The organism is Actinokineospora sp. HUAS TT18 (assembly GCF_051364635.1).
Classification (GTDB): domain Bacteria; phylum Actinomycetota; class Actinomycetes; order Mycobacteriales; family Pseudonocardiaceae; genus Actinokineospora.
This window is the reverse complement of record NZ_CP195645.1, coordinates 1,642,131-1,669,080: the sequence shown is the minus strand read 5'-3', so window position 1 is coordinate 1,669,080 and position 26,950 is coordinate 1,642,131. Positions and strand designations below refer to the sequence as shown.

At 69.8% G+C, this 26,950-nt stretch carries 26 protein-coding genes and 1 pseudogene; 6 read left to right on the top strand and 21 right to left on the bottom strand.

The window, feature by feature from the left end:
- Nucleotides 1–116: 116 nt before the first annotated feature.
- Together ACSHT8_RS07295 and ACSHT8_RS07290 are read right to left on the bottom strand one after the other, a co-directional pair.
- Nucleotides 117–1,598 (bottom strand): hypothetical protein, encoded by a 1,482-nt coding sequence (locus ACSHT8_RS07295; RefSeq protein WP_436498959.1) that lies wholly within the window; start codon nucleotides 1,596–1,598, stop codon nucleotides 117–119.
- Nucleotides 1,588–1,881 carry a hypothetical protein gene (locus ACSHT8_RS07290; RefSeq protein ID WP_436498957.1) on the bottom strand — a complete coding sequence of 98 codons (294 nt, stop codon included), beginning with the start codon at nucleotides 1,879–1,881 and terminating at the stop codon, nucleotides 1,588–1,590. The genes ACSHT8_RS07295 and ACSHT8_RS07290 overlap by 11 nt, the downstream gene beginning before the upstream one ends.
- Nucleotides 1,882–2,079: 198 nt before the next feature.
- Here ACSHT8_RS07290 and ACSHT8_RS07285 point away from each other — a divergent pair.
- Nucleotides 2,080–2,205 (top strand): annotated as a pseudogene (locus ACSHT8_RS07285) (DUF397 domain-containing protein); the annotation flags it as partial.
- Nucleotides 2,206–2,794: 589 nt separating this feature from the next.
- Here the strand turns inward: ACSHT8_RS07285 and ACSHT8_RS07280 are convergent.
- A complete protein-coding gene (locus tag ACSHT8_RS07280) occupies nucleotides 2,795–3,505 on the bottom strand; it encodes a hypothetical protein (RefSeq protein WP_436498955.1) in 711 nt (236 codons plus the stop codon).
- A 421-nt stretch (nucleotides 3,506–3,926) separates the two neighbouring features.
- Here ACSHT8_RS07280 and ACSHT8_RS07275 point away from each other — a divergent pair, with 421 nt between their 5' ends.
- Entirely contained in the window at nucleotides 3,927–4,283 is a 357-nt protein-coding gene (locus tag ACSHT8_RS07275; protein WP_436498953.1) for a hypothetical protein, read from the top strand.
- Here the strand turns inward: ACSHT8_RS07275 and ACSHT8_RS07270 are convergent.
- Nucleotides 4,273–6,189, bottom strand: coding sequence for a PA domain-containing protein (locus tag ACSHT8_RS07270; RefSeq protein WP_436498951.1), 1,917 nt, complete (start codon nucleotides 6,187–6,189; stop codon nucleotides 4,273–4,275). The genes ACSHT8_RS07275 and ACSHT8_RS07270 overlap by 11 nt on opposite strands.
- 366 nt (nucleotides 6,190–6,555) lie before the next feature.
- Nucleotides 6,556–7,014: a MarR family winged helix-turn-helix transcriptional regulator gene (locus tag ACSHT8_RS07265; protein ID WP_436498949.1), complete on the bottom strand. Its 459-nt coding sequence runs from the start codon at nucleotides 7,012–7,014 to the stop codon at nucleotides 6,556–6,558.
- 84 nt (nucleotides 7,015–7,098) lie between these two features.
- Between ACSHT8_RS07265 and ACSHT8_RS07260 the strand changes: the two genes are divergently transcribed.
- Nucleotides 7,099–7,572 (top strand): hypothetical protein, encoded by a 474-nt coding sequence (locus ACSHT8_RS07260; protein ID WP_436498947.1) that lies wholly within the window; start codon nucleotides 7,099–7,101, stop codon nucleotides 7,570–7,572.
- 13 nt (nucleotides 7,573–7,585) lie between these two features.
- Here ACSHT8_RS07260 and ACSHT8_RS07255 read toward each other — a convergent pair whose 3' ends face one another.
- From ACSHT8_RS07255 to ACSHT8_RS07215, 9 genes are all read right to left on the bottom strand, one after another.
- Nucleotides 7,586–9,016 carry a multicopper oxidase family protein gene (locus ACSHT8_RS07255; RefSeq protein ID WP_436498945.1) on the bottom strand — a complete coding sequence of 477 codons (1,431 nt, stop codon included), beginning with the start codon at nucleotides 9,014–9,016 and terminating at the stop codon, nucleotides 7,586–7,588.
- A complete protein-coding gene (locus ACSHT8_RS07250; protein ID WP_436498943.1) occupies nucleotides 9,013–10,500 on the bottom strand; it encodes an ABC transporter permease in 1,488 nt (495 codons plus the stop codon). Before ACSHT8_RS07250 ends, ACSHT8_RS07255 begins: the two co-directional genes overlap by 4 nt.
- A complete protein-coding gene (locus ACSHT8_RS07245; RefSeq protein WP_436498941.1) occupies nucleotides 10,497–11,198 on the bottom strand; it encodes an ABC transporter ATP-binding protein in 702 nt (233 codons plus the stop codon). The genes ACSHT8_RS07250 and ACSHT8_RS07245 overlap by 4 nt, the downstream gene beginning before the upstream one ends.
- Nucleotides 11,199–11,247: 49 nt before the next feature.
- A complete protein-coding gene (locus tag ACSHT8_RS07240; RefSeq protein ID WP_436498939.1) occupies nucleotides 11,248–11,526 on the bottom strand; it encodes an SHOCT domain-containing protein in 279 nt (92 codons plus the stop codon).
- Between the two features lie 34 nt (nucleotides 11,527–11,560).
- Entirely contained in the window at nucleotides 11,561–11,812 is a 252-nt protein-coding gene (locus tag ACSHT8_RS07235) for a DUF2933 domain-containing protein (protein WP_436498937.1), read from the bottom strand.
- Nucleotides 11,813–12,512: 700 nt separating this feature from the next.
- Nucleotides 12,513–14,807 carry a helix-turn-helix transcriptional regulator gene (locus ACSHT8_RS07230; RefSeq protein WP_436498935.1) on the bottom strand — a complete coding sequence of 765 codons (2,295 nt, stop codon included), beginning with the start codon at nucleotides 14,805–14,807 and terminating at the stop codon, nucleotides 12,513–12,515.
- Nucleotides 14,808–15,040: 233 nt separating this feature from the next.
- A complete protein-coding gene (locus ACSHT8_RS07225) occupies nucleotides 15,041–15,412 on the bottom strand; it encodes a DUF4180 domain-containing protein (RefSeq protein ID WP_436498933.1) in 372 nt (123 codons plus the stop codon).
- Nucleotides 15,405–15,821 (bottom strand): helix-turn-helix domain-containing protein, encoded by a 417-nt coding sequence (locus tag ACSHT8_RS07220; protein WP_436498931.1) that lies wholly within the window; start codon nucleotides 15,819–15,821, stop codon nucleotides 15,405–15,407. Before ACSHT8_RS07220 ends, ACSHT8_RS07225 begins: the two co-directional genes overlap by 8 nt.
- Before the next feature lie 97 nt (nucleotides 15,822–15,918).
- Entirely contained in the window at nucleotides 15,919–16,293 is a 375-nt protein-coding gene (locus ACSHT8_RS07215) for a MarR family winged helix-turn-helix transcriptional regulator (RefSeq protein WP_436498930.1), read from the bottom strand.
- Nucleotides 16,294–16,469: 176 nt separating this feature from the next.
- Between ACSHT8_RS07215 and ACSHT8_RS07210 the strand changes: the two genes are divergently transcribed.
- Entirely contained in the window at nucleotides 16,470–17,807 is a 1,338-nt protein-coding gene (locus ACSHT8_RS07210; RefSeq protein ID WP_436502006.1) for an MFS transporter, read from the top strand.
- A gap of 55 nt (nucleotides 17,808–17,862) precedes the next feature.
- Here the strand turns inward: ACSHT8_RS07210 and ACSHT8_RS07205 are convergent, their stop codons facing one another.
- From ACSHT8_RS07205 to ACSHT8_RS07180, 6 genes are all read right to left on the bottom strand, one after another.
- Nucleotides 17,863–18,276: a hypothetical protein gene (locus tag ACSHT8_RS07205; protein WP_436498928.1), complete on the bottom strand. Its 414-nt coding sequence runs from the start codon at nucleotides 18,274–18,276 to the stop codon at nucleotides 17,863–17,865.
- Nucleotides 18,277–18,418: 142 nt separating this feature from the next.
- Complete coding sequence (locus tag ACSHT8_RS07200; protein WP_436498926.1) at nucleotides 18,419–20,344, bottom strand: hypothetical protein; 1,926 nt, start codon at nucleotides 20,342–20,344, stop codon at nucleotides 18,419–18,421.
- A complete protein-coding gene (locus ACSHT8_RS07195; protein ID WP_436498924.1) occupies nucleotides 20,335–21,987 on the bottom strand; it encodes an nSTAND1 domain-containing NTPase in 1,653 nt (550 codons plus the stop codon). The genes ACSHT8_RS07200 and ACSHT8_RS07195 overlap by 10 nt, the downstream gene beginning before the upstream one ends.
- A 94-nt stretch (nucleotides 21,988–22,081) precedes the next feature.
- Complete coding sequence (locus ACSHT8_RS07190; protein WP_436498922.1) at nucleotides 22,082–22,291, bottom strand: DUF1496 domain-containing protein; 210 nt, start codon at nucleotides 22,289–22,291, stop codon at nucleotides 22,082–22,084.
- A gap of 70 nt (nucleotides 22,292–22,361) precedes the next feature.
- On the bottom strand, nucleotides 22,362–23,228 hold the full coding sequence (locus tag ACSHT8_RS07185) for an aminoglycoside phosphotransferase family protein (protein ID WP_436498920.1): 867 nt from the start codon (nucleotides 23,226–23,228) through the stop codon (nucleotides 22,362–22,364).
- A gap of 42 nt (nucleotides 23,229–23,270) precedes the next feature.
- Entirely contained in the window at nucleotides 23,271–23,864 is a 594-nt protein-coding gene (locus ACSHT8_RS07180) for a QsdR family transcriptional regulator (RefSeq protein ID WP_436498918.1), read from the bottom strand.
- A 59-nt stretch (nucleotides 23,865–23,923) separates the two neighbouring features.
- On the opposite strand from ACSHT8_RS07180, the gene ACSHT8_RS07175 reads away from it, so the two are divergent.
- A complete protein-coding gene (locus tag ACSHT8_RS07175; protein ID WP_436498916.1) occupies nucleotides 23,924–24,934 on the top strand; it encodes an NADP-dependent oxidoreductase in 1,011 nt (336 codons plus the stop codon).
- 17 nt (nucleotides 24,935–24,951) lie between these two features.
- A complete protein-coding gene (locus tag ACSHT8_RS07170; protein WP_436498914.1) occupies nucleotides 24,952–26,109 on the top strand; it encodes an acyl-CoA dehydrogenase family protein in 1,158 nt (385 codons plus the stop codon).
- Between the two features lie 49 nt (nucleotides 26,110–26,158).
- Here ACSHT8_RS07170 and ACSHT8_RS07165 read toward each other — a convergent pair whose 3' ends face one another.
- Entirely contained in the window at nucleotides 26,159–26,932 is a 774-nt protein-coding gene (locus tag ACSHT8_RS07165; protein ID WP_436498912.1) for a nuclear transport factor 2 family protein, read from the bottom strand.
- Nucleotides 26,933–26,950 lie beyond the last annotated feature (18 nt).

The window sequence follows — 26,950 nt, the reverse complement described above, 5'->3', positions numbered from 1 at the left end:
CGCCGCCGACCTGGACACCCGGGCGTACTCTGCCGCGCACACCGTCGCAGGCAGGCTCGGCGTGCCCGATCAGGCGGGCGACGACACCATTGACGCGTTCGTAGAGCACAGATCAACTACCCAGGCGTCACCACTCCGTGAACGCGGTTCCACCCGCTGCCGCCGCGTCCCAGATTCCCGTTCATGAAGTCGCTCTCCGGCACCCGGACCGTCGTTCCCCGCCCCGGGTCGTAGATCAGCAGATCACCACCGGAATGACCGACGGCCAAAACATAGTGGCGGGTCACGTCATCCCCGCCAACCATGAGCGGCACAGGCCGACCAGCGTCGACAGCGGTCACAACATCACGGTATGCCGCCGTCATACCGCCCTGGCTCGTGTCGTCCACCGGATGCCAGTCGTACTTCACCCCAGGCTGCCCCGAGTTGTCGCTCATCCAGTCCGCCATGGCCATCGGCGAAGTACCGATAGCCTCCGGCCACACGGTATTCGTCGCGTCGTGCATACGCGCCTGCTCGTCGGCGAACCGCTCCCCGAACTTCTGCGGATCGCCTTCCGTGAGCGACAGCGAGTACAGCGGGTCGGTTTCCGCCCGCGCCACGATGAGTGCCGTGGTACCGCAGGTCGTCTGGTCGAACTGCTTGACCGGCGCCCCGAAGCGGGACTGAGTGTCGGCCCCGCCGCGGTCGATCAGGCTCAGATGATCGCTGAGCCACTGGTCATCCTTGCCGCGAATCTTGTCGGCGAACCCTGACAGCTCGTTCACGCCGTGCCCCGCCGTGAGTCCTTTGAGGATCCACGCGCGCTCGGTGTCGGAGCCTGCCCTGGCGAGCAGGTCCTCAAACCTCGCACGGTCCTCCGGCGACATCGACCCCAGAAGCTGCCCGATCTTCGCCAACTGCGCCGCGTTGAGGATCCCGTTGTCGGCTCCAGGAGAGAAGCCCTTGTCCGCGAGAACCACAGCGTCGTCAGCCGAGAGGCCGCCCTGGGCCGCCGTCGCGGCACGAGCCTGGGCTTTGAGGTCGCCGAACGTGCCGACCGCGCGGTCGGCTGAGCCGAGGGCGGCCTTGTAGACCTCGATACATCCGGTGATCAGCCGCGCCACCGCGACCGCCAGCGCCTTCAGCGCGGTGGGATCAACCATGGGCACCGGGCCGATATGGGTCGCGTCATGGACCGCGTCCGACAGCGCTTGGCGCAGTTGGCTCCAACGGGTCTGCTGCGCGCGGATCTCCACCGCCAGCCCGGCGAGCTTCGCCGCCGCGAGCTGGAATGTCGTCGGCGTCCGGTTCACCGCCCGCGCGGTCGCGCCGACCACCGCCACCGCGTCCCGTGCTGCGCCGTCCTTCCACGCCTCCGGCAGGCGGTCGGTGCCGATCTTGCTGACCTCCAGCCCGATCGTCTCGATGTCGGCCGCGGCGGTCCGGAACACCGAGGCCAGCGACTCCAGCCCAGCTGGATCACCGGGCGGCGGCGACGCGATCGCCCCGAGGACCGCGCGGGCCGTCGAGACCGCGTTCACCGGGTTGAGCGCCGACCCGAGGTCGCTGAGCCGCTTCAGGACGCCTTCGACGTGGACACGGCTGTCAGTCGCCATAGGTCGCGCTCCGCAGGCCCACGGCCACGCTGATGTCGGCTTCCTCGTACGACGTCGCGGACGTCTTCAACGCCGCGCAGAGCTGCTCCAGGATCGTGATGTGCAGTCCGACCTCGGCGAACCATGCCTCCTGCATCGCGGTGTACGCCGCGCGGGTGGTGTCCATGCCGCAGGCCGCCTCGCCGGTGCGCGCGGGTCCGTTCCACCGCGCCCGCACCTTCCGCAACTCGGCCGCGAGCCCACACGCGTTCCGCCCGATCCCCGCGACCCGCGCTGTGTGCATGTCGACACCGACCACCCTGGTCTCCCCACCCCTGGTCCCGCCACTGTCTGAGGGGCCCAGTCTGCTGAAGATGGGAGGCGAATCTTGCGTGGTGACACCTACCTGCCACGGGGACTTCGTCTACCGAACCAGTTCCTTGACCGGAACGGGGCCAACGGCGTGGAGTAGCCCTTTCACGCGGCTGGCGCCTCGGTACGCGACAGCGAGGACCCAGCTGGACCGGTCGTCGCGATCTCCCGCTCATGCTGGGCGGCTTTCATCCATGACCAGCCAGTTCGCCCAACGTCCGTCCGAGCCGCTGATTGGCTGCCCGATCGTTGTTGACGATCAGGTGGATGGCTGTCCGTGGACTTGGACGCGGCAGTGTCCGGCTGGGGGGCGAGGCGGGCGGTGATGCCGGGGCAGTTGACGAGGACCACGCTGTCGTCGTGGATCCTTGGTTCGAAGCGACGAACTCGCGGTCGCCCGCGCCCTGTCGGACCTGGCGCACCGCGTGCCACTGCTTGGCCTCGGTCATGGTGTCTCCCTCGTCGTCGCTTCGTGCAGCGCCTGGCGAGGTTCGCGGTCGATCTCGGCCTGTCGGCGATCGAAGTCGAAAGGTTGCGTTTACTGTCGATCAACGTGCGGTGATGCCCAGCGGTCCGGCTGTCAGGCGGCGATGGGCCGGGTCAGCACGGTTGCGGGCTTGTCCGCCGAGGTGCGGGGATGAGGTGGATGTCGATCTCGGTGAACCCAGCGGAGACCAGCAGTGCTTCCCATCGGGAGACCGGCTTTCCGTCCACAAGGGACGAACAACGGTGCGTCGGTCCGTCGACATCAAACGCCGGTCTATCTGGGAATCGACCTGCCCACCTGCAGCACATCGTTCGTTCGTGGACGGCGCTCAGCACGCTGAACGTCGGTGGGTATCGCTTCAGCAGGCGGTGATCTCGACGTGCCACGTGCCGTCGGGACGGAAGTCCGCGGTGAAGTCGATGGCGGCGCCGGGAAGGCCGATGGTCCCATCGGCGTCGGGGTTCCAGGACACGGGCTCCCATCTGATTTCCGGCAGCTCGGTGGCGATCGCGCCACCGCGGGCGTCGCACCCGCCGTTGCCCAGGTCGACGTACTGCACCAGTAGCAGCACCTCGGCGACCAGCCGGGAGCCCTTGGGTACGGCGGCAATCGGCGGCGCTTGCCCGGCGAGGGCTCGGGTCGCGGCAAGGTCGGCGTCGAAACGTGCCGACGCGGCATGCCCGTTGCCCAACTCGCGCAGCAGGTCCTCGGTGGAGTCGTGCGGTGCGGCGGGCGGCGTGATCTCGAACGAGCTCATGGCGTGCCTGCGGGAGGACAGATCGCTGTAGACCAGGATCACCGACTGCAGCAGATCGTGGGGAAGGCCGGCTGGGATGGCGCGGGCGGTCGGTGTCAGGTCGGCGGCGGTCACCGCACGTGCGGCCTGGGGTCCGATTCCTGTCCACGGTGGACCGGCGGCGTTGATGGCGGCAGCCGCGTCGTGTAGTTGCCTGTCCAGCGTGGTGGCCGCGGACAGGAACGCCGCGAGATCGCCGCTCGCGTTCGGCGGGCTCGTGGTTTGGGTGGCCGTCGATGTCGCGGCCCCCTGGCCAGTCGTGGTCGGTGGCACGCTATGCGTACCGGGCGTGAGCCTCTGCTCGCCGCGCAACATCACGAGCAAGCCGAGGACGCTGATGACGACTGCTACGACAACTGCGATGGCGATGACGCCACGCCGAGGACTGTGCCCGCGTGGTGGTGCGTCCTGCGCGGGCGGCAAGGATTTCGTTCGAGGGTTCGCCATGACTCCAGCATGAGCTCGCCGAGCAGACCGCAGCAGGGCAAACCGTCCAGTGGTGCTCGGCCCAAAGTCCCAGCGCGGCGCACCTTAGGTCCCGGTTCGAGCAGTGTCGCGCGCGCCGACGTGCCCGCGTCCGTCGGCGGTGCGCGAGTGCGACGACGGTCAGACGCTGCCGAGAACCGGCCTCCTGCGAAAGGCCGAGTCCACGCGAGCAGCTCGACGCCGTTGGCTGGGTGCCGTTGGCGCCCTGTTGGGCGTAGCGACATCATTCTTCGTCACGTCCGCGACGGCGACCGCCGCCATCCCGGAACAGCAGCCCGGCGTCACGTTGCGCACGTACGACGTCGAGCTCTCGACGCTGTGCGCGCTCAAGCCGGGACAGACTCCCAACGTCGACAAACTGATGTCGACGGTGGATTGGTCCACCACAACCGATTTCGGCCTCGGGGACAAGTTCATGACCGAGGCGGTCGGCTACCTCGTCATCCCGGCCACTGGGTCGTACACGTCGGGTCACAACTTGTTGTCGGCGCCGCGTGAACTCCTGCCCGCGGCGCCCCCGGCTGGTTGCCGGGGGCGCCACTGGCGTTTCTGGCTCAGCCGTTGAAGCGGAAGATGTAGAGGCCGAAGTCCCGGTCGCTGCCGAGGATGTAGGTCTGGCCGGTCTCGTCCTTCCAGACCTCGACGCCCCAGAAGTTGTTGCCGCCCTCGTCGATGAAGGCGCCGACTTCCTGGATGCCGTTCTTCCCGTAGTCCACCACGCGGAATCCGGCCGCGTAGTAGGAGATGTAGGCGATATTGCTGTTGTCGGGGTCCATCGCGACCTCGTGCACCGACAGATCGCCGAATCCGTTGGCGTAAGCCGGGTCCTGTGCCTCGGGGACGCTGTAGGTGTCGATCTGGGTGATCGAACCCGGGACGCCGACCTTGGGTGAGATCTCCGTGCCGAACAGCCTGACGTAGCCCCATCCGTCGAACACCGCGCGGATCGTAGTGCTCGCGGTCGGGCTGCCCGCTGCCGGACTCGGGGTGGTGCACGCGTTGGCCTCGGTCACGCCCGCGACGCCGAGCAGTTGGAGCCCGACGAGCCGGTTGACGAACACGTAGGGGATGTCGCCGTCGGCCAGCATGGTGACCCCGGCGAGGCAGTCGGCGCGCACGTTCTGGAACACGATCCCCGCCGAGTAGCCCGCGGCGGTGATGTTGTCCAGCTTGGCCTGGAAGGGGCACGTGCCGCGTTCGACGAGCGCGGTCCCTGTCCCGGCGGGCAGCGAGGCGCACGCGTCACCGACATAGGTGGTCGGCCCGCTGATCTCGGTGTCCTGGTCGATCGGCGGGGTGTCGCTGGCCTGCGTCGCGATGTAGGACGTGCCCGCGTACGGGCCGGAGTCGATCGTCGCGGTCACCCGGAACGGGTTGAAGTCCTCGTCGGTGCCGAGCAGGAACTTCTTGTTCGGCGACAGTTCGGACTGGTGGGAGTTGCCCTCCGGCGAGATCGAGTGCCCGCGGGCCAGGCGCTCCTCGTCCAAGGCGGCGTAGTCGGACTCGGCGATCAGCGTGATCTTGCCCGGCCGCGGGTCGGTCACGTCGAGCAGCACGTAGCCGCCGTCCCAGTAGTTCATGTTCATCACGTACCGCTGGCCGATCTTGGTGACCATCATGTCGTGGCTGAACACCGAGGTCAGGCTGGCCGGGCTTGCTTGGTCGACGCCGAACAGCACGTCCAGGTCGAGCGTGTCGTTGACCATCACCGGGTGGAACGGGTCGGTGATGTCCATGATGTCGACGTCGGCCTGCTCCTCGTCATCGACGAGCACGACGTACGTCTTCCCGTCGAAGCTGTTCGTCCACATGCGCATGCTGTGGGTCTGGTTCGGCGCCGGGTCCAGGCCACCGCCCGGGTTGGTGAAGTCGCCGGTGTGCAGCGCGACCGGCCGCGGGTCGCGGGGATCGGTCACGTCCCACAAGGAGATTCCACCGAGGTTCGGCGGTGGCGGAGTCACGCCGGGGCAGGTCTCGTTCTGGTGGGCCAGCAGGTCACCGGAGAAGTAGGCGTTTTCCATGTGCAGGACCTGGATGCCCTCACCGGCGTAGGAGCCCGCGCTGGTGGGGATGAACGCGTCGAGGACCTCGGCCGGGTTGGCCGGGTCGGAGATGTCCATGACGTGAACACCGGTCTGTTCGCAAGTCGGCTCCCGGAACGCGGTGAGATAGGCATAGTCGCCGAAAGCGGTTACGTCGGCGACCCGGCCGGTGTTGCCGGTGCCAGCGGGGTTCGTCACCTCGGCCTTGCCGACGACGGTGACGTTGTTGTTGACCGGCGGAAGGTGGCCTTCGGTGCCGTCGTGCTGTTTGTACATCCCGTCGGCGACGCCTTCGCCGGGGAAGTCCTCCCGGCCTCCGCTGCCCGGATGGTCGGGGTGAGCTTGGGACACGCCGGTCACCATGACACCGATGACCAGGGTGACGGAGCTGAGCAGGGCTGTTCGACGCAGTCGCCTTTGACTACGCATGTTCGCCTCCCGGGGTGCGCGCACGTTCCCCGACTCGGCGAAACTATGCCTCGGTTGTACATCGTGCAAGGGGATGGGGCCAGGCTCCGCGAAACTCCCCGAAATGGCCCAATTGCCGTCACGGGAAGAATCCGTGATCTCTGGACATACGGATCTCCCATGGACGGCTGGGTGGAACCGCTCGACGTGCGCCAACCGCAGTCGATCGCCCGGTAGGTCTCGCAGGTGGGTATGCGGGGGATGTCCGCGTGGGGTCGGACGCACCTCGCCAGTTGCCGCCAACTACTCAGCCGGACCGTGTGGACACGGTTAGTACTCGATTGGACCGTCCGGCGAGGTCATTTCGGCAGCGCGGCGACGTGGTCGCTACCGGTGTGACCGTTCCCCGTCGTGTGCCTCTGGTGCCTTGAGTGCCCGGACGAGCGCGGGCAGCGCGATGGCGACGGCGGCGCGCTCGTCCGGCGACATGTTCGTGAACATGGCGATGTGTCTGCGTCGGATCGCCTCGGCCACTTCGGTCGCGAATTCCCGTCCCGCGGGCGTGAGGGTCAGGGTGACGAACCGGCGGTTGGTCGCGGACCGGTCCTTGCCGATCCACCCCTTCGCGACCATGGCGTCGACCAGGCGGCTGACCGTGCTCTTCTCCAGCCCAAGGTGATCGGCGAGCGTTCCCTGGGCGCACTCGCCCGTTTGGTCGAGGAACCGCAGGGCCAGCGACTCCGAGATCGATGCGCCCAGGCCGTCGGCCTCCCGGGTCGGCTCAAGTACGCCACGCAGGAGAAACAGCGCGTTCATGGCCGAATCCAGATGGTCCAGCTCCGTCACGGTCACCTCCATGGTTGTGTGACACAACTCCGCACGGGTACGTTCGTCCTAGACAGTTGTACTATACAACCCTGAGGAGCTGTCATGCGGAACTCGGCGATCGCCGTCAGCGTCACCGGCGTCGTGACCACCGTGCATCATGTCTTTCGGCTCGGGTGGGACCTGGTGTTCCCCGGAGCCGTCCTGATCGTCGGACCGCTGGCTCTGCTGTTCTGGTGGAACAGTACGAAGAGCCGAGTGGCGGCGGGCCTGTTCGGCGTCTTCGCCGCGATGGTCGCGTTGTGGTTCGGTTTCGTCGACGGGTTCCTCGACCACGTCCTCAAGTCGCTGGGGCTCGACAACACGACGATCCTGCCCGGTGGGGACGCGGAGGTCGTTGCGACGGCCATGCACCTGTGGTCGCCCGCCGCGAGCAATGTCTTCTATGAGGGAACCGGGGTGCTGACCTTCGTCGCCGCGGTCGTGGCCGTGTGGCTCGGTCTGGCGCCCGTGGCTCGGGCTGTCAGGTCGCGTCCTGCCCCCGCAGGCAACCGCCCACCCGTCAACAGCCCGCGGTGACGCCGCGGTCGTTTCAGGCTTGGTAGCCGAGCACGGTCATCATTCCGGCTTCGGCGTGGTAGGTGTTGTGGCAGTGGGCCATCCACTGCCCGGGGTTGTCGGCGTCGAAGTCGCAGTCGATGGTCTGGCCGGACAGGACGATGGCGGTGTCCTTGCGCGGGCCGGATCCGCCGAGCTGGAACGTGTGGCCGTGGATGTGCATGGGGTGCCACATCATGGTTGTGTTGACGAACCGCACCCGGACCCGCTGTCCTTCGTGGACGCGCGCTCGGCCGGCGAGGTCGCCCGCGCGGCCGTTGATCCCCCACTCATAGTCCATCATGCCGCCGGTGAGCGCGAGCCGGTGCACGATGTCGGGCGGCTTGGGGGACAGCGTGACGGCGGCGGCGGCTTTCAGGTTCGCATAGCCGATTGTGGTGCGGTACAGCTCGCTGGGCCGGATACCGGGCCCTGGTGCGTCGCCGATCCCGGTTCGGACGATCGCGAAAGCGGCGCCGTTCTTGCCCTCGGCCAGCGCCACCAGCGGGAACACGCCGTCGGCGAGGGTGACCAGCGCGTCGTAGCGCTCGCCCATACCGATCAGCAGCGCGTCGGTGTCCGCGGGGATGACCGGGAAACCGTCGGTGTGGGTGACCCGCAGGCTGTGGCCGCCGAGTGCGACCCGGAACGCGGTGTCGGAGGCCGCGTTGATGAGTCGGATGCGCACCCGTTGTCCGGCCTCGGCGGTGAAGGTGGTGGGTGCGGTCGGGACGCGGCCGTTGATCAGGTAGTGCGGGTAGGTGACGTCCCCGCCGAGTGCCTGGGCGCCCATGCCGTGCATGGAATGGCCGCCGCCCCGGCGCAGGTCGGCGAGCACCTGGTCGGGAGTGGTGCCGATGCCGTCGATCCAATCGTCGAGGATGGCCACCCACTCCGCGTCGTAGGCGCCGGGATCACTCGAGTCCTCGACGATGAGTGGCGCGTACAGACCGCGGTCGAGCTGCGTGCCGCTGTGTGGGTGGAACCAATAGGTTCCTGGCGTCGTGGCGGTGAACCGGTAGACGAACTCCTCGCCCGGAGTGATCGCGGCCTGGGTGAGATCGGGTGCGCCGTCCATGTCGTTGCGCAGCGCCAGACCGTGCCAGTGGATCGAGCTGTCCGAGGGAAGCCTGTTGACCACTCGGGCTTCGATCACGTCACCCGCGGTGACCCGGATCTCGTGTCCGGGTATGGCGCCGTCGTAGGTCCAGGTGTCCACGACCGGGCCGCCAAGGTCGACCTGGCTCGGCGCGGCCGTGAGAGTGACCTTGTGGGTGCGGCCGGTAGCGCGGCGAGCGGCTTCGACCTCGCCGACCCGCGGGTCGGTGGGCAGAACCAGCGGGGTGGTGCGTACCGCTGGGGTGCATGCCGTGAGCATCCCGAGTGCGGTCGCGCCGAGGAAGGCGCGGCGGTTGAGTGGGCTCATGTCGCGTCCTTGCGGAACAGTCGGGCGGCGAGCAGGCCGAGTGCGAGCAGCCAGCCGAGTCCGAGCAGCAGGGGCCCGGTCTCGTCGAAGGTCTCGGTGAGCCCGCCGTCGAGCAGGACGCGGTCGGCGCCATAGCCGGGCAGGAATCGGGCCCAGTCCGGCGGTTGGGCGCGCAGCATGGGGCTTTGCGCGATGCCGATGTCCAGGAACGGGACGAGGAAGGCGATGAGCACTCCCGACACGCGGCCGAAAACCGGTCCGAGGCACACGCCGAGCAGGGCGTAAGTGAGGGCCAGCAGCGCGTTGCCCGCGGCGTAGACGCCCCACTGCCGGGCGTCGAACACCATCGCGGTGACCGCGAGGGACGCGATTGTGACCAGAAGCGCCGCGCCGAGGATCACCCCCAGCCGGGCGGCCAGCAGTGCACCGGTGCGGAAGCCTGCGAGTGCAAGCCGTTGATCCGCGGTCCGCGCGTCGAGGATGACGAACAGTCCGGCCAAGGTCGCCAGCGACGCGATGGCGATCGGCGTCATGGTGCCCGCGTGCATGTCCGGAAGCCAGAACGTGAACTCCGACCTGCTGCCGTCATCCACAAGGGACAGTGTCATCGGCCCGTCTGGGGTGACCACTTTGGACAGCCAGATGAACACTACCGGTACCGCGATCAGCAGGGCCCACAGCACCGGGTTGCGGCGGTAGTCCCGCATGCCCATGCGCAACCCGGTCGCGAACTGTCCCGCTCGCGGCAGGCGGCGTCCCGTCACCCGGGTGGTGGCCGCGACGACAAGGCAGGCGACCACCAGGCCGCCGAGCGCCCAGGCCAGTGCCCAGCCGAGATCGCCGGCGCGGCCGCCGTGTCGGGAGGGAAGGTCGACCATCCAAAACGTGGCGAAGTGAGTCGGCAGCCACCGGGTGGCCTGCTGGTCCGGGGAACCGACCGCGGGGCCGAAGAACACGTCGGCGATCCACACGAACAGCACCAGAACAGTCCCGTTCACGGGGTTGCTTACCAGCACGCCGATCACCGCGCCGATCGCCAGGTAGGTCATGGCGAACATGAGTGTGCCCGCGGTGACGCGCCACGGGTCGTCGATGCCGGTGCGTGCGGCGAGAGCCACCAGGGCGGCCGCGGACGCCAACACCGCCAACATCAGACCGGTTCCGATGCGGGCGGCGACCATGCGGCGCGCGGGCAGGCCGGCGAGGACGAGCCTGCGATCGGCCGCGCGCGCGGCGCGCAACTGGAAGTACATGGCGATACCGGCGAGGAACCCGGCCGCCCACCCGGCCGCGGCTGTCTCCACCGACGGACCGGTGCCGCCGAGCAGTTTGGCCGCCTCGGCCATCGAACCGGCCGCTAGCACGACGAACACCACTGGCACCAGCACCAGCACCACCGGGTTGACCGGGTTGCGGGCGTAGTCGGCCAGGAACCGGCGCGCGAACAGCACCGTTGTCATCCTGTCGGTCCGCCCGCCGGTCATCGCGGCACCGTGCGACCGTCGCGCAGGTCCACGATTCGATCGAAGCGTTCCTCGTCGGCGACGAAGTGGCTGATGATCAGCACCGAGCGCCCGGACTCCCGGCGCTGCGCGACCAACTGCCAGAACCTCAGATAGGTGTCCCAGTCGAACCCCGAGTAAGGCTCATCGAGCAGTAGCACCTCCGGGTCGGCGAGCAGAGCGAGACCCAGGTTGAGTTTGGCCAGCGTCCCACCGGAGAGCTGGTCGGCCCGGGTGGCCGCGTAGCGCTCGAAGCCCAACGCCGTGTACAGCCCGCGGCGGGAGGCGCGCTCTGCCTGCGGGCTCATCCGGTAGGCCCGGCCGAACAACTCGAAGTGCTCGTCACAGGTCAGCCGGTCGTAGACCACCGGCTCCTGCGGGCAGTACCCGAGCCGCCCGGACACCGCGACCGTGCCTGCGTCCGGGCGCAGCGCCCCGACGAGGATCTTCATCAGCGTCGACTTGCCGGATCCGTTCTCGCCGACGAGGCCGACGACCTCGCCGGGGGACAGGGTCAGGTCGGCGCCACGCAGGACGTCCAGGCGGCGGCGGGCTGGCCAGATCCCGCGGTGGTAGCCCTTCTCGATCCCGGACGCGGCCAGGACCGGCACCCCGGTCGCATCGCGGACCCGCACCGCCGCGATGGTCGGGGGCGGTTCGGCCCGGGTGGTCGAGCCCATGTGCCCACCTGCCTTCCGCCGCCTTTGTGGTCTGTGATGGTTGGGCCACTCAAGCCGTGACGTCGGGCCGCGCGTTGCCGCGCAGGGTGTCCAGACGCCGCTGGTACTCCTCGGCGTCGATGTCACCGCGGGCGAACCGCGCGGCCAGCACCTGCTCAGGATTCTGCGGCTGCGGCGGGGGTCCACCTTGTGCGGACCGGGTGCCACGCCCGAGGTGGCGGACCAGCGCTACCGCCCCGGCTAGCAGCAGCGCCCAGAACAAGACTGTGCTGACGGTCATGAGGGCGTATCCCCAGCCGCCCATTCCGTTGCCGTACCAGAACATCATCGTGCACCCTCCATTATGGACACTGGTCGCGCGGTCAGTCCGCTCGCCCTGCTATGGCCGGGCCGGAGGCGGAACGGTGGTCGCGGTCCTGCTCGCCCGATCTGTCAGCGTGCTGGTCGGATCCACCGTGACCGTGACCGTGGCCGTGGCCGCCCATCATGAACATCATCATCAGTGGGCAGGCCAGTGCGATCAGCAGTGTCGACATCGGCACCCCGGCGAAGGCCAGCCCGACGACCAGAATGGCCAGAGCGATCGCGTACAGCGGTAGTTGTCGACGACTCATGGTGTTCCCTTCCTCGCCGGACGCCCTTGAGCCTCGGCGCACCGGCGGCGGCAAAGGAGGGAACAACGTCGCCCTTTGCCGCGGCCAAGGTCCTCGGTGCCATGGCAGTTGGTCCCTGTCCCGGGCGGGTGTCCTCATCGGCAGGCAACACCAACGATTCGGAGCGCTGACCGCCGCCTGCCGTGAGCGGGCGACCTCGGCCAACCTCGTGCGATCCTTCGCCGCCCTACTCGCCCCCCCGTGAGGACAACCCGGCCCGGCTAGCGCCATGGGGCACCGCCGCGCGCGAGGCGGATCCAGCCGCGTGCACGCCTCCGCCCGAGGCATCGAACGGGACATCGAACTCGTCCACCGCCGCGATCGCCCTCCACCACCACAACGGACGCCCGAAGGCATGGACACCAAGACCAACCCGCTCAAAGCCACAGATGTACGGACGAGCGTGCTTCGCGCTCCTGCGCCACCGCATCCGGCGGTCTTGAAGCCGCCGCCTACCACTCCGTCAACAACCTGCTCGACCTGACCGTGAGTCTGACGAGCGACGTCCACACCGAGCAGGGCGCCGTCCAGAGCACGCCACGGGAGATGATTCGCGGCCATCGGTGGTCGCCGCGCTCATCACCTGGCTCGCGAGGGCATTGGCTGGAAGCGCGTCCACGGCGTGGTGAAGTCAACCGATTGGCTGCTGGGCACCAGTACCTCAGACCTCGTCCCGGGACGATGCCATCCACGCGGCTATCTGGGCGCGGTTGTTGAAACCCAGCGCCGTCAGGATGTGGTCGACGTGGGTCTCCGCGGTGCGGATCGAGATGGTCAACGCGGCGGCGATGGCGCGGTTGCTCTTGCCTTGGGCGACGAGTTTCGCGACCTCAAGCTGGCGACGCGTCAGCGCCGACGACTTCACCGGGCGCGGTGGCCGACTCGGCTTGTCGTCCAGTGCCAACGCGACTGCGTTTGCCGTCGTGAGTTCACCGCCGCGCCGGTGGGCCGCCGAGAACGCCTCGTCTCCCAACGCGGCGCGGGCGAGGGCGCGGTAGCGGGCGACCATGGCCGATTCCCAGCCGCTGATCATCAGCGACGCGTTGTCGTGGTCGATCTCGTCCGTGGCGCCGAGCAGCAGCGCGGCGCGGTCCGCGTCGCCCTTGGCGGCGGCCACGAGGCCCAGCAGGCGCATCCCGTCCATGACGCACGTCCGGTCGTCGATGTCTCGGGCGATCACCAGGCTGCTCCTGGCTAGATCGGACGCCTCGGCCAAGTCGCCGTCCTCCAGCCGCAGTGCGCCGAGGTTCCACCGCGCGACCGACAACTGCGCCAGGTGACCACGCGCGGAGGCGATCGGCAGGATCTCGCGCAGCAGGGCTTCGGCTTCGCGGGGCTCCCCGGCCGCGCTGTAGGCGTGGGCCAAAGTGGTGCGGGAGTTGAGCAGCGAGTACTCGCGGTACACGCGCTCCCATTCCGTCCCGGGCACCCAACGGTCGAACCAGTCCACCACCCGGGCCAGCATCTCGGCCGCCACGGTGACGCGGCCCTCGGACAGGTGCACGGTCGCCCGCGAGCGTTCGACCAGTGTCGCCTCCAACCCGGACCCGATGTCGAGTTCGGCGATGATCCGGTCGGCCTCGTCGAGAAAGCCCAGCGTTGACTGGCCTTCCCGCGAGATCGGCAGCCACGCGCGGTCGCATAGGGCCTGGGCGCGCTCGCGGCTCGGTTCGGGGTCGGCGTCAAGCAGTCGGTCGAGCCATTGGGCACCTTCGGCCGGGACCGCCCCCGACCAGTAGTTGAGCAGGCCCGCGGCCAGGCGCAGACCCGCGCGGGCCTCGCCTGCCGAGGTCACACAGAATTCCAGCGCGGCACGCAGGTTGCCCTGTTCGCGGGCCGTTCGCGCGATCGCGGCCACCGGAGCGCCCGCGGCGTACTCCAGTCGCAACCGCTCGATCAGATCCGCGTAGAAGTCGCGGTGGCGGCGGCGCAGGGCAGCCAGCTCAGCCGAGTCGAGCTGCCCGAGGCCGAAGTCGCGGATGGTCTCCAGCATGACGTAGCGCGTGTGGCCGCCGCCTTCGGCCGCAAGGATTGATTTGTCCACTAAGGACGCGAGCAGGTCGAGCACGTCCGGTTCGTCCGCGACCGCCTCGATGGCGTCGAGTTCGAATCCGCCGGGGAACAGTGCCGCCCGCGCCCACAGTGCTCGCTCGGCGGGTGAGCACAGCGCGTAGCTCCACTCGATGGTCGCCAGCAGCGTCTGGTGGCGGGCGGGCCCGACGCGGCGGCCCAGGGTCAGCAGTCGGAACCGGTCCCCGAGCCGCTGCACTATCTCCTCGACCGACAGCGACCGCAGCCGCACCGCGGCGAGTTCGATCGCCAGCGGGATGCCGTCGAGCCGCCCGCACAGCGCGGCGACGGCGGAGTAGTTGTGCTCATCGACGACGAAGTCCGGTCGGACCGCGAGCGCCCGGTCGACCAGCAGGCCCGCGCCGTCGTAGGCCAGCACCTCGGCGGCCGACGACACGGTCTCCGGGTCGGGCACCGGCAGCGGCCGCACCGCGAAGCCGACCTCACCGACGACGCCGAGTGACTCCCGGCTCGTCGCGAGTACCCGGACCTCCGGCGCGGCCCGTGCGACGCGGTCGACCAGCTTGGCCACCGCGTCGACCAGGTGTTCGCAGTTGTCCAGCACGAGCAGCCCGCGCACGTGGGCCAAGTGCTCGACGAGAGCGTCGGTGATGTCGCCGCCTGCGGGGTCGGGCACGCCGAGCTGACCGGCGACCGTGTGTGCGACCAGCGCCGGGTCGTTCAGTTCGGCCAGCTCGACCAGCCGGGCCCCGCGCTCCTGCTCGGCCACCCGCAGCGCCAGCCGGGTCTTGCCGACGCCGCCCGGCCCGGTCAGCGTGACCAGCCGCGACGCGCCCAGCAGGCGCCGGACCTCGGCGGTCTCCTGGCCGCGTCCGACGAAGCTGGTCACGTCGACGGGCAGCCGTCCGGGATCACGCCAGGTCACAGTCGACAAAGTACGCCCGCGTGTCCAGGTCAGCAGCGAACGCCGCCAGCCTGGACATCACTATCAGGCGCTGGCCGGCCTCTACCGCGCCGTCCGTCACGCCGACGTCCCGCTCGCCGAATTGGTCCGTGCTCGCCGCGCAGGCAGAAGCGTTCGTCGGGGCCGCGAACGGGATGGACGCCTGGCCTCATGGCGGGCCGAGCCTATCGAGTACGCCGATCAGCTGGCTGTGCTCACGGCTTGGTGGCGCTCAGTTTGGTGTCGAGGGCGTCCAGGTCGGGGACGAACCAGACGTGGTTCGAGCGGTTCGACTCGTGGACCAGTGCCCGCAGCGCCGAGCTGCGTTCCAAGTGGTGGCTGATGTCGCCGACCACGGCGAGGCGCACCCGGTAGTTGACGAACTTCTGCATCACCTCGCCCGCGAAGCGGGTCTCGAGGGCGAAGAAGGAGTCACCGAGGCGGCTCGCGGGGACGGCGACGACCTCCGCGCCGTGGAAGACCGCGCTGATCAGTTGGAGGGCGTCCTCCTCGGTGGTGATCGGCGGGCCGTCCGGGTCGCACACCATGACCTGCGTGCCCGCGCGTTCCTGTACCACGTCAGGCATCGCGCAGGACCCCGTCCAGCACTGAGTCCAGAAGGGACAGCACGTCGTTGGTGGCGGTGAGACCGCCCATGATCACGATGGTCATGTGGTTCCGGTTCTCGTCGTGGACGGTCTGGATGTGCAGCGGGGGTGTGTGGCCGCGGGAGGTCGCGGCGGCCTGGATTAGGGTGCCCAGGCGGTCGGCGGCGGTGCGGTCGACGCCGTCGACGCGGACGATGCTGGAGACCTCGACCGGGGGTCGCGCGACTGGGCGGCCGGTCAGGGCTTCCAGATCGGCCTGGGCGACGCGGTACTGCTTGCCGATGCGCACGGCGTTGAGGCGGCCGGAGCGGATGTAGCCGCGGACCGTGCGCACGTGCAGTCCGAGCAGGTCCGCGACCTGCTCGACCGAGTACATATCATTCCTCATCGCTCCCTATATTAGGGCAGATAGGGAGCGATAGCGCACATCAACCCTGACGGCCACGCAAGTCGGTGCCGATTCGGTGGCCTGCGCCTCTGGGGTCTCAGGTGCTCAGGTGCTCTTTGAGGATCGCCAAGTGGGTCTCGCGTGCGGCGCGGTGGCGCGTGCGGCCCTCGGCGGTGATCTTGACGAAGACGCCGCGGCGGTCGGCCGCGCACAGGGCGCGCTCCACCAGGCCCGCGCGCTCCAGGCGGGCGACGGTTCGGGACAAAGCGCTCTGGCTCAGGTACATGGCCGCGGCCAAGTCCAGCATGCGCAGGCTGTCGCAGTCTTCGGCGGCCAGGCGGTCCAGGGTTTCGAACTCGCTCATGCTGATGCCGTGGGACTCGTCGAGGGTGCGGTCGAGTTTGCAGGCGATCTGGTTGTAGCTCAACGTCAGCGATCGCCATTGGTCGACGAGTTCATCCCGCTGGGACATGGCGTGCACCTTATCATGCGTCGGAAACTTATGTCAAAGCATCTTATGTTCAAGCATATGTTGCTTGTGCATTAGATGCGAGCGCATGTAGTTTCGCCGCTGTGTCTCTCACCGAAACGTCACTCACGCCCGCTGAGACGCGGGCCTCCGTCGTCTTCTCCGGTCGGCTCTGGGGTGTGCTGGCCGTGCTCTGCGTCGTGCTGTTCCTCGACGGCATGGACGTGTCCATGGTCGGTGTCGCGCTGCCGTCGATCGGCGCGGAGCTCGGCATGTCGGCCTCGTCGCTGCAATGGCTGGTCAACGGGTATGTCCTCGGGTACGGCGGGCTCTTGCTGCTCGGTGGCCGTACCGCCGACCTGCTCGGCCGCCGCCGGGTCTTCCTCATCGCCCTCGGTGCGTTCGCCGTCGCGTCGCTGGTCGGTGGGCTCGTCGATGACGGCGTGCTGCTCATCGCCACCCGGTTCATCAAGGGGTTGGCCGCCGCGTTCACCGCGCCGACGGCCATGTCCATCCTGACTACAACCTTCGCCGAAGGGCCCGCTCGCAACCGGGCGCTGTCGATCTTCACGGTCTTCGGCGCGAGCGGGTACTCGTTCGGCCTGATCCTGGGCGGCCTGCTCACCAGCGTGGGCTGGCGCTGGACGTTCCTGACCCCGGTGCCGCTGGCCCTCGGCGCGCTGTTCTTCGGCCTGCGTCTGATCCCTAAGGACGACACGCGCGCCGAAGGCGGGCACGATCTGTGGGGCGCGGTCACCCTGACCTCGGGAATGCTGCTGGCCGTCTACACCGTGGTCACCGCACCAGAACGCGGGTGGCTCGACCCGCTGACCGTGGGCTCCGCGGTCGTCGCCGCGGCGCTGCTGGTGGCGTTCGTGGTGATCGAGAACCGGATCGCGCACCCGCTGATCCGGTTGGGCATCCTGCGGATCGGCTCGGTCGTGCGGGCCAACCTCAGCGTGATCGCGCTGATGGGCTCCTACATCAGCTTCCAGTTCATCATGACGATCTACCTGCAGAACGTGCTCGGCTGGGCGCCGCTGGCGATGGCGTTCGCGCTGCTGCCCGCAGGCATCGTGGTGGTGTTCGGCTCGCCGCTGGTGGGCAGGCTCATCACCCGCTACGGCACCGCGCGGCTGATCCTGGCCTCCATGGTGTCGCTGAGCCTGGGCTACCTCTGGTTCCTGTCGACGGCCGGGACGACGCCGAGCTACCCGGTGTCGATCCTGCCCGCGGTGCTGCTGCTGGGCGGCGGGTTCGGCTTCGGCTTCAGCGCGATCATGGCCCAGGGCACCGACGGCATCGAGGACGCCGAACAGGGGCTCGCGGCCGGGCTGCTCCAGACCTCCGGCCAGGTGGGCTCCGCGCTGATCCTGGCGGTGGTGACCGCGGTCCTCGCGAGCAACACCGCCCCGACGGACCTCAGTGCGTTCCGGCCTGGCCTCAACCTGGTGACCGCTGTCGCTGTGGTCGGCCTGGTGCTCAACCTGGTGCCACTGGTCCGGCGCCGCGCCTGACGCCGGTGGCGGCGGCCCACCCCACGAGGGCCGCCGCCACCGCTCGGGGGTGTGATCAGCAGACGTAGCCGGTCACGAAGGCGGTCTCGTTGGTCCAGATCTTGTGCCAGCCGGACGTCCAGACGAACGGGTAGTTGTAGCCGGGGATCCGGCCGTTGATCACCCCGGACATCACGCAGCCGTTGGCCACTTCGATGCCGTCGACGTCGGTGCCGTTGCCGCCCATCCGCGACCACGCGCTGAGCCAGCGGAAGTCCGACTGCGGCGGACCCCAGTTCAGCGTGACCCAGAACCCGCGCGGCGTGCTGTTCACGACCGTGCCGCAGCCGGTCCAGTCGCAGCCCCCGAGCACCCCCGCCTCACCCGCGGGCCGCGCGGCGGGCTCGCTCGGCGCCGCCTGCGCCCCCGTCGCGGTCGACAGTGCCAGCCCGACCGCCAGCCCGGCGGTGAGCAGGGCCTTCGCCAACATGCTTCCAACCTTCATGATCAGTTCTCCTGGATCATCGTTCGTTCCCCACCTCGAACGCCGCTAGGCGTCGGGCCAGGTATATCGGCGTCCGGTTGTCCGGTCTGGGACTTGGGGGACCGGACATCAACTTCCGGACAACTGATCAGCCGCAGACCCGCTGGTGGGGCAGGTCCGGCGCGAACTGGCGCCACTCGTCCGGTGTGAGGTCGCGCCCGATCCGGTCGCAGACGAGGTCGACGGCCCGGTCGGGGTCGGTGTCCCACAGGTTCACCGTCTGGTCGTCGCCCGCGGTGGCCAGCGTCCGGCCGTCGGGGCTGAACGCGACCGCGCGCACCGGCTTGGTGTGCCCGGCCAGACGAGTCAGCTGCCCGCCGCGCGTGTCCCACAGCGTCACCGTGTGATCGGCGCCGGTGAACGCCAGCGTCGAACCGTCCGGCTGCCAAGCGATCCCGTCGAACACCGCGTCGACGTGGCCCGCGAGTCTGGCCTGCTGGGCACCGGTCGCCGCGTCCCACAGCATGACCGTCTGGTCGTGGCTCGCGGTCGCGACCACCCGGCCGTCCGGGCTGAACACCGCGGTCCGCACCCACCCGGTGTGCCCGGCGAGGCGGGCACGCGGCGACCAGTCGGCGACGTTCCACAGCACGGTGGTGTGGTCGTGGCTGGTCGTGGCCAGGGTGCGGCCGTCAGGGCTGAACGCCACGCCGTTGATCGCGCCCAGTTGGCTGGTGAGGCTGGCGACCTTGGCCCGGGTCGACACGTCCCACACGATCGCGGTCACGTCGGCGCCGCTCGTCACGAGCGTCCGGCCGTCCGGTGAGAACTCGACGTCGAGCACGGCCGCCGTGTGCCCCGCGAGCTGCGTGATCAGCTCGCCGTCGGCACTCCACAGCGTGACCTTCCCGCCTTCGTCGGCCGTGGCGACCATCCGCCCGTCCGGGCTGAACGCGACCGCGTCGACCCTCGACGCGCAGGCGAGGACAGCGCGCCGGGTGCGGGTCGCGGTGTCCCACAGCGCGGTCTCGGTCCCGGACGCCACCGCGAGCAGGGTGCCGTCCCGGGTGAACGCGAGGTCGTTGACGCCGTCGTCGGCGTGGCCGGTCAGCGTGGCGCGGTCGGTGTCCCACAGGATGACCGAACCGTGTTCACCCGCCGAGGCCAGCGTCGAGCGGTCCGGGCTGAACGCGAGCGCGTAGACGTTGGCGGTGTGGCCCGCGAGCGTGGTCCGGAGCCGCTGGTGGCGGACGTCCCACAGCCGCACGACGGTGTCGCCGCCCGCGCTGGCGAGGGTGCCGCCGTCCGGGCTGAACGCCAGCGCCATGACCGACCCCTCATGCCCGGTCAAAGTGGCTACCGGGGTGCCGTCCGCGCGCCAGAGCCGCACGGTGGAGTCGCGGCCCGTCGACGCCAGGTAGGTCCCGCCGCGGTCGAAGGCCACCTTGTTCACCACGTCGGTGTGTCCGGTGAGGGTGCGGATGGGGGAGCGGGTCGCGACGTCCCACAGCACGATCGTCCGCCCCTCGCCCGCGGCGGCGAGGACGCGGCCGTCGTGGCTGAACGCCACACTGTTGACCGTGCCGCCGTGGCCGGTCAGCGTCCCGAGCGGCTGGTTGCGCGCGAGATCCCAAAGGATCACCTCGTCGTTCGCGCCCGCCGTGGCGAGCAGCTTGCCGTCCGGGCTGAACGCGGTCTCCTTGACCGTGCCCGAATGCCCGGTCAGCGTCGCGGTCCGGACGCCGCTGGCCCTGTGCCACAGCACGACGTCGTGGTCATCCCCGCCGCTGGCCAGGATGGTGCCGTCGGGGCTGACCGCGAGCGCGCGCAGCCAGGTGTCGTGCTCGGTGAGGTGAGTCATCCGCGAGCCGGTCCGCGCATCCCACATGCCCATCGTGTGGTCAGCGCTCGCGGTGACGACGGACCGGCCGTCCGGGGTGAACGCCAGCTCCGACACCGGGCTGGTGTGGGCGCTGAACTCCGTCCGGTAGGCCGCGCGGGTCGACATCCCCAGGACCGCGGCGCGCGCCTCGGCGGTCGGCGCCGTGCGGTACGCCTGCACGCTCAAGAGCATCGCCACCCAGGCTGGGAATCCGCCAGGGTCTGGGCCTGGGTCGCGAGCTGCCGGGAGATCGCGGTCTGCCGCATCTCCACGGCCTGCCCGCGCTGCTCGAAGGCGACGACCGTGAGCCCGATGGCGACCAGCAGCAGCACGACCAGGCCGACGGTGAGGAACCGCAGCTGGCGGTCCCGCCGGGCCGCCGCGCGCAGTTCGCGGGCCTCCAGGTCGATTCCCGCGTCCAGGAACGCCAGCTCCGCCGGGTTCAGGACCCGCCCCGCGGCGACCCACTCACGGGCGATCGTCAGCTGCGCGCCCCGGTAGAGCACGCCCGGGTCCTGGTCGAGTGACTGCCAGGTGTGGGTCGCCTCGGTGAGCTTGCGGTGGACGCGGAGGCCGTCGCGGTCTGCGGCAAGCCACTGGTGCAGCCGGGGCCACGCGGTGATGAGCGCGTCGTGCGTCAACTCCACTGTGGACTCGTCGAGGGTGATCAGGCGCGCGTCGGCGACGGTGGCCAGCACGGCTGTCGTGTCCGGGTCGGTGGTGTCGAGTTCGTCGCGGGAGATCCGGCGCTTGGTGTCCTCGGTGCCCTCGCCGAACGCCGTCAGGCGCAGGAACAGTTCCCGCGCAAGGCATTGCCGCCGTTCGCTCAGCGCCGAGTAGCACGCCTCGGCGGTCTGGGCGAGCGCGCCCCGGATGCCGCCCGCGGCCCGGTAGTCGGCCAGGGTGAGGACGCCGCCGTTCCGCCGCCGCCAGGTCTCCAGCAGCGCGTGCGAGACCAGCGGCAGCACCGCCGCCCGGCCCGCCGCCTCGGCGACGATCGCCTCCACCAGCGCGTCCTCGACCGTGTAGCCCAGCCTGGTCGCGGGCGCGACGACCATGTGCCGCAGTTCCTCCGTCGACATCGCGCCGACCATGACCTGGGCGTCCGTCATCGCCGACAGCAGCTCGGGATGGTCGGCGCAGTGCGCGACGAAGTCGGCCCTCAGCCCGATGACCACGCGGGTCTGGCCGATCGCCTCGAGGAACCGCACCCGTTCGTCCCGGTCCTGGCAGAGGGTGAAGAGTTCCTCGAACTGGTCGATCACCAGCAGCGAGTCCGCCGGGAGACCGTCGAGCTTCGCGGTGAGCCCGGCCATCGGACGCGGACCCGGTGTCATCAGCACCGCCGTGCGCCCCTCGGCCCGCACCCGCGCGATCAGCCCGGCCCGCAACAGCGACGACTTGCCGACCCCGGACGCCCCGACCACCGCGACGAACCGGCCGCGCGCCACCCGGTCGGCGAGGTCGTCGAGCAGCGTGGACCGGCCGTGGAACCGGTCGGCGTCCTGCGGTCCCAGCGCGGCCAGCCCCACGTAGGGCGCCACCGCGTCGGCCGGGACGGGGTCCGCGCTCAACTCGGCGGCCACTTCCCGCCACCGCGACTCCCACTCGTCGATCGCGCCCTCGCACGCGCGCACGTACGCCAGCGCCACGGCCAGCGTCGGCAGCTGCCGCCCGCTCGCGGCGTCGGACAACGTCGTCGACGAGTAATGGGCGCGCCGCGCCAGTTCGCGGTAGCTCGGCGAACCAGCCTTCTCCCGCAGCCTGCGCAGATCGACCGCGAACCTGACTAACGCGGAGTCCTCACCGTCGAGTCGGCGTTCCCCACGAGGCACGGCACCCTCCCCAGATCCAGTGCTGGCGGGCAGAGTCTAGGGCCGAGACGACAGGAACCCGCTGGAAATCCAGCGGGTTCCCGGGAGCCTGCGCTCAGTAGTTGATCCGTGACCAGCTTCCGTTGCTGCACTGGATGTAGAGGTCCCCGACCTTGACGACCGCGCCGTCGCTGTAGTTCTGGCCCGCGTAGACGCAGCCGTCGGCCATGATCGGCTCCGGGTCGGCGGCGGCGAGTGCGGGCCCGGCGATCGCCAGGCCCGCGGAGATTCCCAGGACCGTTAAGAACTTCTTGGTCTTGCGCATCGTGGGCTCCTATCGCGGTGGATCAGGCTGAGGACCACATTTTTCGCACAGGACCAGAACACCGGGCGCCTTATGAATTGCTCATGGGGTCGGCCAGGATCTCGGCGACCTCCTGGGCCCGGACGGGGTCGGGGCCGGACGGACCCGGCATGGTCACCAGCGCCTTCCACAGGGCCCAGCCGCGGGCACGGCGCCAGGTGTCGTCGGGCAGGTCGACCGCGGCCTGGAAGACCTTGCGCTCGTCCCCGGTGAAGTAGGTCCACGCCATCACCAGGTCGCAGGCGGGATCGCCGACGCCGGACGTGCCGAAGTCGATCACCGCGGACAGCTTGCCGTGCTGTGCCAGCAGGTTGCCGACGGCGACGTCGCCGTGGAACCAGGTCGGCGCCGACGGCCAGGCTGACGGCATCGCCTCCGCCCAGACGGCCCGGCACACGGCTCCGTCGACGGCGTCGCCGAGTTCGCCGATGGCTTGCTCGACCTCGTCGCTGTAGGCGCTGGGGTGGCAGCCGCGGAAGAAGGAGTGCCTGCCGCAGGCGGGGCCCTGGTCGGTCGGGATCCGCCGGAGCGCGGTCAGGAAGGCGCCGAGGTCGTGCGCCAGGCCGAGCCGGTCGATGTCGGTGGCGTCGGCGAGGGTGTCCCCGGGCAGCCAGCGCCGGACGGACCAGGGGAACGGGTAACCGCACGCGGGACGGCCGGTGGCGACCGGTGCCGGGACCGGCAACGGCAGGTGCTCAGCCAGGACCGGCAGGTACCGGTCCTCCTTGGCGACGCCCGCGACATAGCCTTCGGCGCTGGGCAGGCGCACCGACAGCTCATCGCCGAGCCGGAAGGTACGGTTGTCCCAGCCCTGGCGAGCCACCGGCTCGACGGGCAGCTCGGCCCACTGGGGAAACTGGTCGCGGATCAGGGCGCGGACGAGTTCGGCGTCGATCACGGGCCCGAGTCTGGACCCACGGCGCCGGGGTGTTCCACCGGATTATCGGGCGATTCCGAGCAGCGCGCTGTGCACCTCGCGCAGCCTGCCGATCTCGTGGCGCATGCCCGCGGGGGAGTCGTCGTGGACGAACGCCTCGCTGAGCCGGACCACGGCGTAGGCCAGCGTCGTCAGCTCGATCGGCGGGCGGAAGTCGTCCTCGGTGGCGACGCGGTCGAGGTAGGCCGCGGCGATCGCGACCACGCCGGGGTGCACCAGACCCGAACTCGACGTCAGCATTTGCAGGCCCGAGGGCTCCAGCGCGAGGAACGACCGCAGGGGCGCGTTGTCGATCAGCCGCCGGTTGACCGTCTCCAGCGTGTCCAGCACCCGGTCGGCGCCCCGGCCGCGTGCCCGCGCGTCCGCCCGGGCGAACAGGGCCGCCATCTCGCCGAGGACCACCTCGGCGAGCAGGCCCTCCCGCGAGCCGAACCACCGGTACATCGTGGCCCGGGACGCGCCGAACTCGGCGGCGATCGCGCGCACCTCGATTCGCCTGCCCTCGACGAACGCCAGCCGCGCGGCGCCGAGCACCTGCTCCCTGGTGGCGGCGGCCGGGCGGCCGACAGGGCGGCGGCCCGCGTTGGTGGTCTGCACAGGAGAGGAATATAGTGCATCTGACGGAAGATGTCTCAATTCAAGCCAGGGAGCCTGTAGTGCCGACGACCAACCGTCAGATCCGCCTCGCCGCCCGCCCGGTCGGACTGCCCGACGACAGCTCGTGGCGGGTCACCGAGGAACCGGTCGCGACGCCGGGCGACGGCGAGGTGCTGGTCCAGGTCCTGCTCCTCTCGCTGGACCCGGCGATGCGCGGCTGGATGAACGACGTGCGCTCCTACATCCCGCCGGTCGGCATCGACGAGGTGATGCGGGCCGCAGGCGTCGGCCGGGTGGTCGCGTCCGGTGACGCGCGGTTCGCCGAGGGCACCTACGTCTCCGGCGCGACCGGCGTGCAGGAGTACGCCCTCCTCCGCGGCGACGACCTGCTGCCCCTCGACCTCGACCTCGCCCCGGCCGCCCGCTGGCTCGGCGCGCTGGGCATGTCCGGGATGACCGCCTACTTCGGACTCCTCGACGTCGGCGCGCCCAAGCCGGGCGACACGGTCGTGGTGTCCGGCGCGGCGGGCGCGACCGGGTCGCTCGTCGGCCAGATCGCCAAGATCAACGGCTGCCGGGTCATCGGCATCGCGGGCGGCGCGGAGAAGTGCCGCTGGCTGGTCGACGAACTCGGCTTCGACGCCGCGATCGACTACAAGTCCGAAGACCTCAAGGCCGCGCTGCGCGAGCACGCGCCCAAGGGCGTCGACGTGTACTTCGACAACGTCGGCGGCGAGATGCTCGACACCGTGCTGGCCCGCCTCGCCCGCGGCGCCCGGGTCGTCATCTGCGGCGCGATCTCCCAGTACAACGCGACCACCGAGGTGCGCGGACCGGCGAACTACCTGCAGCTGCTCGTCGCGCGGGCCAGGATGGAGGGGTTCGTCGTGTTCGACTACGCGGGCCGCTTCCGGGAGGCCGCGAAGGAACTCGCGGGCTGGATCGCCGACGGCAGGCTGATCGCGCGCGAGGACGTGGTCGACGGCGGTGTCGACGCGTTCCCGGCCGCGCTGCGCAAGCTGTTCGACGGCGCCAACACCGGCAAGCTCGTCCTGCGCCTGGCCGACTGAAGGATCGAAGGAAACCCATGCGACGCAACGTTTTCACCGAAGACCACGAGGCGTTCCGGCAGACGGTCCGCGCCTTCATCGACGCCGAGGTCGTGCCCGACTACGACGACTGGCTCGCCGCGGGGCTCGTGCCCCGCGAGCTGTACCACAAGCTCGGCGACCTGGGCGTGTTCGGCATCGAGGTGCCGGAGGAGTTCGGCGGCGCGGGCGAGTCGACGTTCAAGTACGAGGCCGTCATCACCGAGGAACTCACCCGCGCCGGGGTGAGCTTCGGCGGCAGCAGCGTGCACGTCGCGCTGTGCCTGCCGTACCTGCTCGCCTACGGCACCGAGGAGCAGAAGAAGCGCTGGCTGCCCGACTTCGTGTCCGGCCGGACTATGTTCGCCATCGCGATGACCGAGCCCGGCACCGGGTCCGACCTCGCCGGGATGCGCACGACGGCCAAGCTCTCCGCCGACGGCACGCACTACGTCCTCAACGGCGCCAAGACGTTCATCACCGGCGGCGTCCACGCCGACCGCGTCATCGTCTGCGCCCGGACCGCGCCGCCGTCGGAGCGGGACCGGCGGTTCGGCATCTCGCTGCTCGTGGTCGACACCAAGTCCGACGGCTACGCGGTCGGCCGCAAGCTCGACAAGCTGGGGCTGCGCGTCTCCGACACCGCGGAGCTGTCGTTCACCGACGTCAAGGTGCCCGTCGAGGACCTGCTCGGCGCGGAGAACGAGGGCTTCGCCTATCTCGGCCAGAACCTGCCGCGCGAGCGCCTCAGCATCGCCTTCGCCGCGTACGCGCAGGCCAAGGCGGCGGTCCGGTTCGCCCAGGACTACGTGAGTCAGCGCGAGGTGTTCGGCAAGCCGGTGGCGGCGTTCCAGAACACCAAGTTCGAGCTGGCCGCGTGCAAGGCCGAGGTGGACGCGTTGGAGGCCGTCGTCGACCGCGCCCTGGAGGCCCACGACGCCGACGACCTCACCGCCGCCGACGCCGCGTCGGTCAAGTTGTTCGCCACCGAGGCGGCCAGCCGGGTGATCGACCGGTGCCTGCAGCTGCACGGCGGGTACGGCTACATCAACGAGTACCCGATCACCCGCCTCTACGCCGACAACCGGGTCAACCGCATCTTCGGCGGCACCAGCGAGGTGATGAAGACGATCATCGCCAAGGACATGGGGCTGTGAGGACGGGGACGTGACATCCCCGCGGACGGGATGTCACGTCCCCTGCGGCTCAGGCGAAGAACGCGTCGTCGCCTGCCTGGTCGGCGTGCAGTTCGCGCAGGTCCTTGGCGCGGCCGCCCTCGAAGGTGAACAGGATCGAGCCGCGGCTGACGCGGGTGACGCCGTTGCGGGTCGCGGTGATCTGGTGGATCGCGACGACGTGGTCCTTGCCGTCGCTGTGGGTTTCGAGCAGGTCGGCGCGGAACTTGCCCTGTGTGAGCTCCGCGAGCTTGCCGTAGTAGCCGAGTACGGCGTCGATGCCGCTGTAGTCGCCCGCGATCTGGCTTCGGCCGGAGACGTGCTGGGTGCAGTCGGGGGAGAGGATCCCCTTCAGCGTCTCGATGTCCTGGTTGTTGAACGCGGCGTAGCCGGTGTGCACGGCGGCGTCGTTGGCGTCGTCGTACGGCGCCACCCGCTGGCCCGCGCCCTTGGCGTAGTTGCCCGCCTCCGGTGACGCGTCGAGGGTGACGCAGTTCTGGTCGCCGACCACCCACGCGTCGTGACCCGGCGGGATGTCCATCAGGTCACCGGCGTTGACCTGCACTTCGGTGCCGTCCTCCAGCCGGATGCCCATCGAGCCGGACAACACGTAGCCGAGGTGGTGCACCTGGCAGCTGTCGCCGCCGACGAGCGGCTTGACGTCCTCCGACCACCGCCAGCCCGGCTCGAACGTGCCCATCCCGAGCGTGATGCCGCCCGCGCTGCCGAGCACGGCCTTCCCGTGGGCCTGGAAGGGCCGGACCTCACCGTCGCGTTCCAGATTGCTGATCATTACGTCTGCCATGGCAGCCTCCAAGGGTTT

Bases quoted from the DNA above. Each gene is read 5' to 3' on its own strand.
- ACSHT8_RS07295 (WP_436498959.1), bottom strand. From the start codon at position 1,598: ATGGCGACTGACAGCCGTGTCCACGTCGAAGGCGTCCTGAAGCGGCTC.
- ACSHT8_RS07290 (WP_436498957.1), bottom strand. From the start codon at position 1,881: ATGCACACAGCGCGGGTCGCGGGGATCGGGCGGAACGCGTGTGGGCTC.
- ACSHT8_RS07270 (WP_436498951.1), bottom strand. From the start codon at position 6,189: ATGCGTAGTCAAAGGCGACTGCGTCGAACAGCCCTGCTCAGCTCCGTC.
- ACSHT8_RS07260 (WP_436498947.1), top strand. From the start codon at position 7,099: ATGCGGAACTCGGCGATCGCCGTCAGCGTCACCGGCGTCGTGACCACC.
- ACSHT8_RS07255 (WP_436498945.1), bottom strand. From the start codon at position 9,016: ATGAGCCCACTCAACCGCCGCGCCTTCCTCGGCGCGACCGCACTCGGG.
- ACSHT8_RS07250 (WP_436498943.1), bottom strand. From the start codon at position 10,500: ATGACCGGCGGGCGGACCGACAGGATGACAACGGTGCTGTTCGCGCGC.
- ACSHT8_RS07245 (WP_436498941.1), bottom strand. From the start codon at position 11,198: ATGGGCTCGACCACCCGGGCCGAACCGCCCCCGACCATCGCGGCGGTG.
- ACSHT8_RS07240 (WP_436498939.1), bottom strand. From the start codon at position 11,526: ATGATGTTCTGGTACGGCAACGGAATGGGCGGCTGGGGATACGCCCTC.
- ACSHT8_RS07235 (WP_436498937.1), bottom strand. From the start codon at position 11,812: ATGAGTCGTCGACAACTACCGCTGTACGCGATCGCTCTGGCCATTCTG.
- ACSHT8_RS07225 (WP_436498933.1), bottom strand. From the start codon at position 15,412: ATGCCTGACGTGGTACAGGAACGCGCGGGCACGCAGGTCATGGTGTGC.
- ACSHT8_RS07220 (WP_436498931.1), bottom strand. From the start codon at position 15,821: ATGAGGAATGATATGTACTCGGTCGAGCAGGTCGCGGACCTGCTCGGA.
- ACSHT8_RS07215 (WP_436498930.1), bottom strand. From the start codon at position 16,293: ATGTCCCAGCGGGATGAACTCGTCGACCAATGGCGATCGCTGACGTTG.
- ACSHT8_RS07205 (WP_436498928.1), bottom strand. From the start codon at position 18,276: ATGTTGGCGAAGGCCCTGCTCACCGCCGGGCTGGCGGTCGGGCTGGCA.
- ACSHT8_RS07200 (WP_436498926.1), bottom strand. From the start codon at position 20,344: ATGCTCTTGAGCGTGCAGGCGTACCGCACGGCGCCGACCGCCGAGGCG.
- ACSHT8_RS07190 (WP_436498922.1), bottom strand. From the start codon at position 22,291: ATGCGCAAGACCAAGAAGTTCTTAACGGTCCTGGGAATCTCCGCGGGC.
- ACSHT8_RS07170 (WP_436498914.1), top strand. From the start codon at position 24,952: ATGCGACGCAACGTTTTCACCGAAGACCACGAGGCGTTCCGGCAGACG.
- ACSHT8_RS07165 (WP_436498912.1), bottom strand. From the start codon at position 26,932: ATGGCAGACGTAATGATCAGCAATCTGGAACGCGACGGTGAGGTCCGG.